The 11,557-nt window shown below is 46.3% G+C and carries 11 protein-coding genes and 1 pseudogene; 2 read left to right on the forward strand and 10 right to left on the reverse strand.

Going from position 1 to position 11,557, the window contains the following annotated elements; translation table 11 throughout:
• Window positions 1-8 precede the first annotated feature (8 nt).
• From BMX58_RS08590 to BMX58_RS08615, 6 genes are read right to left on the reverse strand one after another with little or no spacing between them, the layout of a single operon-like run.
• Window positions 9-320 carry a V-type ATP synthase subunit F gene (locus BMX58_RS08590; protein ID WP_068623776.1) on the reverse strand — a complete coding sequence of 104 codons (312 nt, stop codon included), beginning with the start codon at window positions 318-320 and terminating at the stop codon, window positions 9-11.
• On the reverse strand, window positions 310-1,317 hold the full coding sequence (locus BMX58_RS08595; protein WP_068623774.1) for a V-type ATPase subunit: 1,008 nt from the start codon (window positions 1,315-1,317) through the stop codon (window positions 310-312). Before BMX58_RS08595 ends, BMX58_RS08590 begins: the two co-directional genes overlap by 11 nt.
• A gap of 12 nt (window positions 1,318-1,329) precedes the next feature.
• A complete protein-coding gene (locus BMX58_RS14670; protein ID WP_068623772.1) occupies window positions 1,330-1,920 on the reverse strand; it encodes a V-type ATP synthase subunit E in 591 nt (196 codons plus the stop codon).
• A 50-nt stretch (window positions 1,921-1,970) separates the two neighbouring features.
• The gene (locus BMX58_RS08605; protein ID WP_420855202.1) at window positions 1,971-2,447 is read right to left on the reverse strand and encodes a V-type ATP synthase subunit K; all 477 of its coding nucleotides are present in this window, start codon (window positions 2,445-2,447) and stop codon (window positions 1,971-1,973) included.
• Window positions 2,448-2,474: 27 nt separating this feature from the next.
• Window positions 2,475-4,439 (reverse strand): V-type ATP synthase subunit I, encoded by a 1,965-nt coding sequence (locus tag BMX58_RS08610; RefSeq protein WP_068623768.1) that lies wholly within the window; start codon window positions 4,437-4,439, stop codon window positions 2,475-2,477.
• A complete protein-coding gene (locus BMX58_RS08615; RefSeq protein ID WP_068623766.1) occupies window positions 4,426-4,746 on the reverse strand; it encodes a hypothetical protein in 321 nt (106 codons plus the stop codon). Before BMX58_RS08615 ends, BMX58_RS08610 begins: the two co-directional genes overlap by 14 nt.
• Window positions 4,747-5,293: 547 nt before the next feature.
• Here BMX58_RS08615 and BMX58_RS08620 point away from each other — a divergent pair.
• Window positions 5,294-5,638, forward strand: a complete 345-nt coding sequence (locus tag BMX58_RS08620) for a hypothetical protein (protein WP_068623764.1) — start codon at window positions 5,294-5,296, stop codon at window positions 5,636-5,638.
• Between the two features lie 106 nt (window positions 5,639-5,744).
• Here the strand turns inward: BMX58_RS08620 and cls are convergent, their stop codons facing one another.
• From cls to BMX58_RS08640, 4 genes are all read right to left on the reverse strand, one after another.
• Window positions 5,745-7,193, reverse strand: a complete 1,449-nt coding sequence (gene cls, locus BMX58_RS08625; RefSeq protein ID WP_068623762.1) for a cardiolipin synthase — start codon at window positions 7,191-7,193, stop codon at window positions 5,745-5,747.
• A gap of 120 nt (window positions 7,194-7,313) precedes the next feature.
• Window positions 7,314-7,916 carry an energy-coupled thiamine transporter ThiT gene (locus BMX58_RS08630; protein ID WP_084253975.1) on the reverse strand — a complete coding sequence of 201 codons (603 nt, stop codon included), beginning with the start codon at window positions 7,914-7,916 and terminating at the stop codon, window positions 7,314-7,316.
• A gap of 60 nt (window positions 7,917-7,976) precedes the next feature.
• Complete coding sequence (locus BMX58_RS08635) at window positions 7,977-9,656, reverse strand: ribonuclease J (protein WP_068623758.1); 1,680 nt, start codon at window positions 9,654-9,656, stop codon at window positions 7,977-7,979.
• A 378-nt stretch (window positions 9,657-10,034) separates the two neighbouring features.
• Window positions 10,035-11,075 carry an aspartate-semialdehyde dehydrogenase gene (locus BMX58_RS08640; RefSeq protein WP_068623756.1) on the reverse strand — a complete coding sequence of 347 codons (1,041 nt, stop codon included), beginning with the start codon at window positions 11,073-11,075 and terminating at the stop codon, window positions 10,035-10,037.
• Window positions 11,076-11,274: 199 nt separating this feature from the next.
• Here BMX58_RS08640 and BMX58_RS14845 point away from each other — a divergent pair.
• Window positions 11,275-11,557: pseudogene (locus BMX58_RS14845) on the forward strand (IS701 family transposase); the annotation flags it as partial.

Below are 11,557 nucleotides of genomic sequence, written 5' to 3' on the forward strand. Positions count from 1 at the left end.
CCTCCTAATTATAAGATGTTCTGTCCAACTGCTTTTTCGACATTCTCCTGAATGCGATTTTTCCCAATGTTCAGTGTTCCTTTATGGTTCGGAATCAGGATGATGGCAGGCTGGACTTTGCTGTCATATCTGCGCACTGTATCAGGTATTTCTTTAGCCATCTCTTCCGTAAGGTAGATGATCCCATAATTCTGCATCGCTAGACGGTCGATTGTTTCGCGGGCAGTCTGGGCGTTATGGCAGGCGAATACTTCGAACCCCAAAATCTTAAAAGGAAGGATGGAGTCTTTGTCTCCCACAACTGCAATATTATGAGCCATATACAGGTCGCATCCTTTCCCTCAATATTTCTTCCTCGATCTGATTGTCTTTACCCACCAAAATCAAACGGATATTGGTGATTTCTTTTTCCTTGGCAAACAAGTAGCCCAACAAAGGGAGCGGTCCAAACGGCCGGTACAACCCTTCCGCAACCAATTCATTGGTCAGTTCATCCACCAATTTATCCAATTTTTGGGTGTCGACTTCATTCGTCGTCTCCGAAACCAGGTTGGCCAAACGCGTGCCGTATGTTTTGCTCGAATAATATTTGCGCATGACGGCACTTGGTCCGTTAACCGATTCTTCGATCAGGTCTCGTTTCGCAACCGAACCTGAACTTGATAGGACCGTGTAAAGGAAGCCGCGCGGTTTGTTTTGCTTCAGGCTACGGATCAGCGTCGATAGGTTATAAAGATCGATCATGCCGTCCACCATTTTTGTGACGCTGGGATGATTGATTTTATCGCTGATGGAACGCAGATGTTTGAAGTAGTATGTGTCCATGAAGACTGTGGCCGCTTCGATGCGGTGATCCTCATCGAAATCGCGGATTGCTTCTTGGACACCCTCGATCAAAATCGGATGCTCATCGTTGCCGTCGCCGGTTTCGACCAATTTTTTCAGGCTGCCCAAGGAGTCTTTACCGATCGGAATCAAAAGTTGCTCCAGTTGTTCACCCGAAAAGCGTTGTTTCAATAACACTTTCAGGTTGTGGTAGGTATAGCGCAACGCGAACAATTCGACAACTTCAGAAACCGGTGTGATGCTGAACAATTCCTTGTAGACCTCGGCCAGATGTTTCATGAGAAAAGCCTCGAAGTTTTTGCTCTCCTGGATTTCTTTCTCATCAAACTCATAGCCGGTGCCTTTCAGGACATCCAAGGCATCCTTTAAAGAAGAGGCTTTCAGCATCCGATCGTAATCCGCTTCCGTCAATAAGTTCAGTTCATAAGTGCGAAGTACTGTATTGACGCCTTTGTAATCAATCTCTTGCATAGTGCCCCTCCTTTACTTTTCGTCTTGGAATGCTAAAGCCGCCAGCTCCGCTGCGTATTCATTTTTGATATCCTCGATCAATTCGTCGAAGCAGTAATTGTAGTCGACTCCGCCTTCCTGAAGGATGAAACCGGCTTTATTCGGAATGGACCCTTGCGAAATTTTGACTCCCGGATGTTTCGCCAACAGTTGCTGCAGGCCTTTCCCTTGGAAGTGAGCCAGCGATTTCGCTCCCGGAACAATACGGTAAGCTTTTGACCCATCCATTCGGGAAAGCACCCCATCCAGGAATAGCGCAAAGTGGGCTTCATCCCACTCGTTCATTTTTTCCAGCGCTTGCTGGAACACAGACTTCAGGATCAGCTGTTTTTCTTCCAAAACAGCATTGCGTTCTTTGTTCTTTAACGTTTGTTGCTCACGATCAAAATCGTTGGCAATTTTTTTCAAAACGGCAGCTTTGCGTGCCTTTTGCAGCTCCACCAGATTCCGTCTGCTCTCTTCTATCTTGGCGGCAGAAATTTTTTCGGCATCCTCCAGTTTGCTTTGCCCTTTTGCTTGCGCCTGATTCAGAATCTGTTCAGACAAGGCTTGTAGATCTTTCACGCTTTCTCATCTCCTTACTTATTGTTTCATTCTTTTGGAGCATTTGAGAATTAAGCGTTCAATACTAACAAGAATGAGGTAACGAATCCAAGGATTGCATAAGTTTCAACCATGGCAGCGTAGATGATCCCTTTTGTATTGTGCTCTTCTCTCTTGGCCAAAATCTGCAGCCCGGCAGTTGAAGCGCGGCCTTGTGCGATACCTGAAGTCAAACCGGTGATGGCGATCGGCAGGCCTGCCATCAGATAGTACAAACCTTGTGAAACCGTCATTTCAGGAGACATCTGCAGGTAGATCAGGAAACCGATAACGAATCCGTACAAACCTTGTGTACCCGGCAAAAGTTGCAGGATCAATGATTTACCGAATTTTTCCGGTTGTTCCTTGATCAATGCAGCGGCAGCCTCACCGGTCATCCCAACCCCTTTAGCGGAACCCGTTCCGGCCAAGCCGACCGCCAAAGCGACTCCCAAAGCCGCGAACATCATGCCGCCGTTGTTTTCGATGAAATATTGTAACCATGTCATATTTTCCATTGTATTTTCCTCCAGTAGTTATGCTTCTTTTTTGTTTTTTAGATAAATGTATTTTTCTTCCGTTTTAAGCGGCTCCAGTGCTTTTCCGCCGCCTTCATAAAATTTGCCGAAGAATTCGACGAACACAAGACGCGCACCATGCACGTATGCGCTCAGCATGGACAAACCGAAGTTGATGGTGTGCAGCAACACGAACAGAACCGCTCCGATAGTGAATCTTGCCCAAAGCGGCAAGAAATCGATGATCATATTGAAGGCTACGGCGATACTGCCTCCGGACACGCCCAGGGCCATCAGACGGGTATAACTGACCATGTCGCCGATATATCCGGTGATGCCGTATAGATTATACAGTCCGGCACCGGCACCCAACGCTTTGTTCTCGGAAGCCATAGCTGTTGCCAGCACAATCGCGACAGCACTCGTGATGGCGACTGCCGCTCCGACGGTCACAAGGACCTGACTCGGGAAAAGCATCTTCCCGAACAGGATGAAGATGAGGCCAACGAAAATACCCAACCAACCGATGCTGTCGGAAATCGCGCCCAATGGATTTTGGTCGCGCAATGACAGATACGCTTTGATCCCCAGTCCGAACATGATCTGAACAACTCCGAACACAACCGATATCAAGAGGATCGTATTGGCATCATTGCTCGTTGACAGGAGCATGAACGGCAGTTCCAGTCCAAAGAAGGAGCCGTAGACCAAACCCCAAAGTATCGATGGATAAGACAGAATATGAAAGAACAGCAGGTTATTGCGCATGCCCTTGCTGATGGTCAGGAACTTCAATGCCAGGAACGTCCCGATAAGGAGCAACAGCCCGTAGCCGACATCCGCAATCATCATCCCGAAGAACAACAGATAGAACGGTGTCAAGAAGGGTGTAGGGTCTATTTCATCATATTTTGGCAAACTGTACATCGCAGTGATGTTCTCAAAAGGAGTGACCAGCTTGCTGTTCTTCAGGACTGTTGGGATTTCTGAAATATCCGATCCATCCGCATCTTCAGCGGTCAAGGCGTATTCGTTTTCCGCAAACTCATCAGCCAAGATCCGCTTGATTCCTTTGACTTTATCTTCCTCAAGCCAGCCTTGGATGACGAAGAGATGTTTCTCGTTCACAAGCAGTTGCTGGCTTTTGATCCGCTGCAATTTTGCATAATAAAACTCGGAAAGTAGCATTAACTGCCACTCTTCTGCTCTCATGACGGCAAGGTCCGCCAGCAATTGCTTGTGCGATTCACGGTTCTGCTGCATCTGGCTTTGAATATCAGCCAACGCTTCAGCAGGCGGCAAATCGTATTCATATGCCAAAACCTGGAAATGATTTCTGTCCAACAAAGCGGTTACATCATTGGTTTGTGCAGGATCATAGAAAATCGCCGCCCCATAAACTTCTTTGTTCTGGAAGATTTCTTCTGTATAGACCAGCGGGCTGGATGTCACCTCGGTGATGTAGTCATTCGCAAGCGTCTGAGGAATCGTGCCCACCTTAACCGCGACATGTTCAAAAGCTTCAGTCTCCCTAGGATTGAAGGATAACTTTTTCCATAAAATCAAAAAATCCTCTTGTTCATAGAGCTGTTTGTTCGTGTCCTCCAGTTTCTTCTGGTAGGCTCTCAGGCCCATCACTTTTTCCAGGACGTTGTCCGAAGAAAACGCATCGACAGCCTCTTCCAGTTCGTCCAGAGAGAGCGATTGTCTCGGGGCTGTATACTGTTTGATCAAAGATTCTTTCTTTAAATAAGTTTGCAGGAAAGACAGGGCCTCCTTGACATTTTCCAGATAGCTTTCAGTCTTTTTGATATTTTGTTCAATTGACTCTCGCTCTTTAGGCGACAAGGATTGCAAATTCTCTTTTGAAGCCGGCAAATCAATGACTTCCAAGCTTTGCAACGCCTGGATGGCCGTCAATAGCTGTTCCTTTTTTTCGTGAAAAGAGATGAGAGTAATTTTTTTCATTTTAGCGATTGCCATATTTCCTCATCACCTCCTCAATTACGGCATTCACAAGCTCTTCTTCTTTTGCTGCAAATCGGGTCTTCAACTTTTCGATCTCCGTTTTTTCACTTTCAGCGGAACGCTGCTTGAGAATTGTCAGTTGCTCTGATTTTTTCGCAAGTTCATCGGCTTGGAAATTGGCTAATTCCTTTTCAATATTCCGCTTCATTTCCCCGATTTTATCTTGCGTGTTCTGTTCCAGTTTGTGCAGTTTGTTCTGGTAATCCAACTCCAGATCTGTCGCTTCCTGCTCGATTTTTTTTACTTCATCAAATATTTGCATCTTTTATTCCACCTCCGCCCTCATTTGACTTTCCTTCGGAAAAAGTAGCATTTCCAATCAGTAATTTCATTATACAGTTAATATAAAGGCCGTTCAAATCTATTTGAACGCGATTTTCAGCGTTTTCAACAATCAATAAAGATTAATTAATAGGAAGAAACTTTCTGAAAAATCTTTTTAAATCTTAAATGAACATTTTGTGAACAATTCTTCCTCAAAAGCGCGCATCCATGCAAACGCTCCTAAGGAGTCCCTCTTGCGGCACCATTTCGTCCAGTGAAGGAAGCCTCTTTCCCCTCCTCGATACGGAATATGCGCCCTTCCATGTCCCTACTCTACTTTAAAAAAGGAAGTTTTGGGGCGTTTGCGGCCAAAGCGACGAAACTGCTGGCTGAGTTGCACGGAAACTGTGCTGAAATCCATCATCCGGATCGATTCTCTCCCCAATTAATTTTTTGGATCATTTTTGAGCGCAAGATAAATAGCTTGCAAAACAGAACGGGCGTTCTTATAATAAAGGTACAAACACACGTTCGGAGGAACCAATATGCAAAACTACATCTATCCGGTATCCAATACTAATGAACATATTTCAAATAAATCTTGTCTGCGCCCTGTGCCATCCGTCCGTTCGATCAATGAAGCCATTCTGGATAAAGTGATGCCGCTTCACCAAGTGATTCGTTTTGCTAATCAAGCCTACGAAAATCACAAACCCGTATACGCTGTGATCGAGGAAAAACATGGTCCGAAATCATACACAAGAACGCTGGTGTGGGGCATCTTCAGCTCACGCGTAACCCCGAAAAGACAAGTCATGTTCACCACTGCCGATAAAAAAGTGACCTACTTGCTGAACGTCAGCCAAATATTGGCGATCCAACTTGGATGAATCGCTCCAGGCAGCAGATTATCCATAAGCAAAAAGGAGGACAAAGCCCCCGCTACAGACGGGAATGGCCTTGTCCTCCTTTGTTCATCTCAACCAGCTTTGCATCTTATAGTATCGGAGACAGCAACCGGGAAAAAGCTTGCTTGAATTTCCGGCCTTTCGATTGCTTAGCAAAGTAATCATGGGTTGCGCGGACGCATCTCTCCTGGTCTTCCTCAAAATTGGCGATCAATTCAGCCGCCACTTCCCGGTCATAAACAAATGCGTTGATTTCAAAATTCAGTTTGAAGCTGCGCACATCCATGTTTGCTGTCCCGATTGATACGATTTCATCATCGATGACCATCACTTTTGAATGCAAAAAACCGTTCTGATACATATAAACTTCAGCACCGTATTCGATGATGTCTTTTGCGAAATATTCCGTTGCCCGGTAAACGAATGGATGATCGGGTTTCGAAGGAATCATGATTTTGACTCTTACACCTGACAAGGCCGCTATTTTAAGCATTTCATGCAGACTTTCATCAGGTATAAAATACGGCGTCTGTATATAGATCGACTCCTTCGCTTGGCTGATCATCTTCAAGAAACCCATTTTGATGGTCTGATCTTCGTCATCAGGGCCGCTCGCGACAATCTGCATGGCGGTATCGCCTTTTTTGTCCGCTATCGGAAAATAGGCTTCTTCGTAATCTTTTCGGTTTTTCGGCTTTGCAACCGCATTCCAATCCATGAAGAAACGGCTTTGAAGCGTCAGCACCGCATTCCCTTCGATCCGCATGTGCGTGTCGCGCCACTCCCCGAGTTCCCCTTTGCCGAGATACTCATCGCCGATATTGAACCCGCCAAGATAAGCGACTTTGGCGTCCACCACCGTAATCTTGCGGTGATTGCGGTAATTCATCCGCAAATTCACAAACGGTATCTTGGATCCAAAAAAAACCTCAGTCTTTCCGCCCAATTTTTCCAGTCTGCTGAAGAACCTGGGATCATTCCCTCGACACCCCATCGCATCATAAACGACGAGAACCTCCACCCCGGCAGCCGCCCTGTCTTCCAATGCCGCAAGAATACGTTTGCCTAGCTCATCAGAACGAAAAGTATAATAAAGCATATGCACATGATGTTCTGCTTTGTAGATATCCTGCACAAGAGCGTCGAAAACCCCTTCTCCAGTCTTGAAGAGCCCGATTTTGTTCCCCTTGGTCAAAATGGATTCATCACTTTCCAGGAACAGAATGGCGGTCTTTTTGGCATAGTCCGTTTCGATCAGGCCTTGCGCCAGATCTTCATCCTCCAGCATCTCAATCTGAACCTTCGCCAGCTGCGACATCCCTAAGCTTTTTTGGGTGCGCATGTCGTAGATGTTTTCCTTTGAGATCTTTTTGCCTATGAACAGATAGATGATGAAACCCGCAATCGGCAGAAGGTTCAACGTCAGCAACCAAGCCCATGTGGCTGCGACATCCCTTTTTTCTTTAAAGACGGTAATGATGGCACCGATTGTATTTAAACTGATGATTGCTGTAAATATCATTGACCAAATACTCATATGACCACTCCAAATCAACAAAATGACAAAAACTGTTACGCACTAATCATAGCACATCATCCCGAAAAAACAGAAAGGCGAAGTTCGGATAAAACTAATCCTCCCTTCGCCTTGCATTTATTAATCATTCAATAGCTTTGATTTTTCTTTTCTGCTCAAGAAGCGGCTGTCCTTCGGAATATAGGCTTTTGGCGCAAACTTTGCGATCAACAGCAGAACAACCGCGCTAGCGGCAAAAGTCGCCGCAAACGACAGCGCCTGTCCCGGAAGAAAATGCGCAAAAGCAGAAATCCCCTCCGGAATGGCTTCTTCGTTGCTGACCATGTCCGAAAGCAATGCCCAAACGAAATAGATCAACGTTCCGAAAAAGGAAGCTGTCACAATATTCAAGGCTGCATTGGGAAAACGTTTATTGTTCAATGTACGTTGCGTGAATTTCGCAAAAAATCCGGCAATGCCCACAAAAACAAAAGGCGCCGCTTGGTTCAGGACATCTGCGGCAAGATCGGCCCCTTGGCTTTTGAGCGCGAACAAACCGATACCGGCGAGTGCTCCCGACACCAATCCCAGCAGCATGCCTCTGCGCAAGGAGACAAAAAGCAACGGCAACAGCGCAATCACGATCTCATATTCGCCCACAGGCACGGCCACGTAGGCCAAGCCAATCGCGAGGACAGCAAACAGAGCCGCCTCGATCCAAGACTTCATGCTATTAGAACCCATTAAGATGAATCTCTCCTTTTCAACAACAATCCCCAACTTTGCCTCTCCGGCAACCGGGCATCAATTTTTTTTCTGATAATTCGATGCTTCCATGATGATCGGCAAAATGACAGGCTTGCGCTTAGTCTTGTCAAAAAGATATCTGCTCAAGGAGTCGCGTATCTCCTGTTTCAATTTAGCCCAATCAAAGTCTTTCGTGTGCAGGTTATCCTCCACGACTTCCCGGACGATATTCGAACTTTCTTTGACCAGCTCTTCGCTCGCTTTCATGTAGACGAAGCCACGCGAAACGATTTCCGGACCGGACAGGATCTTGTTCAATCTTCTGGAAATCGTCACCACGACGACAAAGATGCCATCTTCGGATAACAGCTTGCGGTCGCGCAGGACGATGTTGCCGATGTCGCCTACCCCGATTCCGTCGATCAGTACATTCCCGGCCGGAACCTGACCCGTCATGTGCATCCGGCCTTTCGCATATTCGATGACATCCCCTTTTCCGGGAATGAATATGTTTTTGAAAGGAATGCCGACTTCATTCGCCAATTGGGCGTGCGCTGCCTGCATCCGATACTCTCCTTGGACAGGGACAAAATATTTAGGGCGCAGCAAGTTGATCATCAGTTTCAAGTCGTTCGGTGACGCATGACCGGATGCTTTGTAAGTCCCCGATATCTCTCTTACGGTTGCCCCTGAACGGTAAATCAGATTCTTCGTTTTTGCGACAGTTGTTTCCATGGCGGTGGAAGGGGTGGTCGTGATGTAAACCAGATCACCTTCTCTCAGGTTCACTTGTTTGTGTCTTCCTTTGGACATCCGCTGCAGTGCTTCCAATGGTTCCCCGCTGTTGCCGGTTTCCAGCACCACTACTTGATCGTCGCGGTAAGCGCTGATGTTTTTTACATTCACAAGCAAATCAGGGGCCGGAAGCACCAATTTGCCGAGTTTCATCGCCACATCGACTGTTTCCACCAAAGTAGGTCCAGTCAAAAAGATTTTGCGGTTGGCTTGAAGCGCGGCATCAAAAACTTGCTGGATCCGCAAAATATTGCTCGCCACACAGGACACGATGATGCGGCCCTCAGCGTTGATGAAGGTGTCAAGCATTTCTTCCGCAATTTTGCGATCACTGACATTTTCCGTAGTGGATTCAGCATCACCGGAATCGCTCAAAAGCGCCAATACATTGCCCTCACCGATATCAGTGATTTTGCCGTAATCTGTCCGATACATCGGCGAGGCACTTTGATCAAATTTGAAGTCGCCGGTATACACCACGCTGCCTTCGTCTGTCGTTACACAGATTCCTACAGAATCAGGAATCGTATGCGTAGTCCTGAAGAAGCGCACGCTTGTGTTTTCGAATTCGATTTCAGTGTTCTCATCGATGACATGATAATCCTCATAGCCTGTCGCCAATCCGGTGGAATCAACCGCCAACTTGGCCAGTGCGATCGTCAGTTCCGTACCGAAGACAGGGGCATCGATATTCTGCAATAAATAAGGCAAAGCTCCCACCGCATCTGCATGCCCGTGCGTCAAGAAGATGCCCGCAATTTTATTTTTGTTCTCCTCAAGGTAAGTGAAATCCGGGATGACGACATCGATCCCCAACAATTCATTTTCCGGGTAGAGCAAACCGCAATCCAATACGAAAATCAAATCATCGACTTCCACCAAATACATATTCTTACCGCTTTCTCTCACACCTCCAAGAGAAATTATTCTTACTTTACTCATTGTACCACCTCTTATTTTTCAGCTTTCTATGCTGGTATCTATTTTGACCTTGTGAATGCCTTTCTCCGTATTTTCGTCCCTGAAAATTGCCCGGCTACTCTGCCGATCGATCTCCAGGATCTACAAGCGGATGCGTTTTCTTCGCACCCGGCTAAACGTGACCGATATCCTCTCTGCTATATTATACATGATTATCGGCAAAATTGTAGTATTTGCTTCAGTTTCTGTTTTGCTTTTCTGAGAGCAAAACAAAAAGACCTGTCCGAAGGCGAACCAAGAGGGGTGTTTGGCCAAACACCCTTCTGGTCCTTCCTTGGACAGGTCCTGACAGTTCCGATTGATTAACCGATCCGGTCTGGTTCCTCCATTTTCAAAATGCTACAAAAGGCCCATTTCAATCATTTTTTCCGCGATCTGAACGGAATTCCAGGCAGCACCCTTCAACAGATTGTCCGAAACAACCCACATGTGGAAACCATTATCGACATCAACATCCTTGCGGATACGTCCGACAAACGTTTCATTCTTTCCGACGGCTTCGCGTGCGGTAGGGTAAACCTGATTGGTTGTATCGTCCTGGAGCACGACCCCTGGCGCATCTTTCAGCACTTCCCAGATGTCTGCAACGGAAACATTTTTGTCGTCCACTTCAAAATAGACGGATTCCGAGTGTCCCGACATTACCGGGATGCGGACACAGGTTGCAGAGACCTTGATGTCTTGGTCGCCCATGATTTTTTTGGTTTCGTTGATCATTTTCCATTCTTCGTACGTGTAGCCGCCTTCGCTGAACACATCGATTTGAGGCAATGCGTTGAATGCGATCGGGAAATGCTTCTTATCGGCTCCGCAAGGCAGGATGTTCGCAACCGGCTCTTCACCGTCCAGTACCGCTCTGGTTTGGACTTCCAACTCCTCCAATGCATGCAAGCCTGCTCCGCTGACCGCTTGGTAAGTCGAAACAATGACGCGGTCGAGACCAAATTTTTCGCGGATCGGCTGCAAAGCCACCACCATCTGGATAGTGGAGCAGTTCGGATTCGCAATCAGGCCTTTGTGCTTGCGCAAATCTTCCGGATTCACTTCAGGAACAACCAACGGCGTTTCCGGATCCATACGGAATGCGCTCGTATTATCGATGACAATGGCTCCAGCTTTGATGGCTGCAGGAGAGAATTGTTTCGTGATGCCGCCCCCAGCGCTGAACAAGGCAATGTCGATGCCTTCAAAAGAGTCTTCCGTCGTTTCTTCAATCTGAAGTTCCCGACCGCGGAAAGTCTTCACTTTCCCGGCAGAACGTTTCGAAGCCAACAACTTCAAACTTTTGATCGGAAAAGAAGCATTTTCCAACAATCCCAGCATTTTTTCCCCAACAGCGCCTGTGGCACCTACAATGGCAACATTATACTCTTTCATCATTGATCCCTCACTCATTCATTTTCTGTACTGTCTAATTTTTAGGATTTCGATATCCCTCACTTAAGCATTTTACCACACTTTATTAGAAATTCACCACTTTACAACTTTTCACGCCCATCAGGGCATAAAAATACAAACAACCCCTTATTTTTTGTATGATTGATTTGGGAAAAAACCAACAAAAAAGGGGTTGTTTGCTATGAATCAATTATATCAAAAAGGCATGACAATCAAAAGTTTAAGAGTTTATTTCGAGCCCTATTTTGCCGGAACGCCCCGACCGACTGCGAATAAAACTTTCTTTTTTCTTTTGGCAATCATTTCGATGCAAGGGATTCAATCTGTCCGTTTTTTGTACACTTGGTTTTTGAAGAGGATAGATACCTCTGGTTTGAACTCGTATTACTATCTCCTGTCTCAAGGGAAAATATCCCGATCTCTATTGAATCAGATTACTGTTCGTATCGCGTTGTCTTGCATTC

The organism is Trichococcus ilyis (assembly GCF_900109135.1).
GTDB classification, from domain to species: domain Bacteria; phylum Bacillota; class Bacilli; order Lactobacillales; family Aerococcaceae; genus Trichococcus; species Trichococcus ilyis.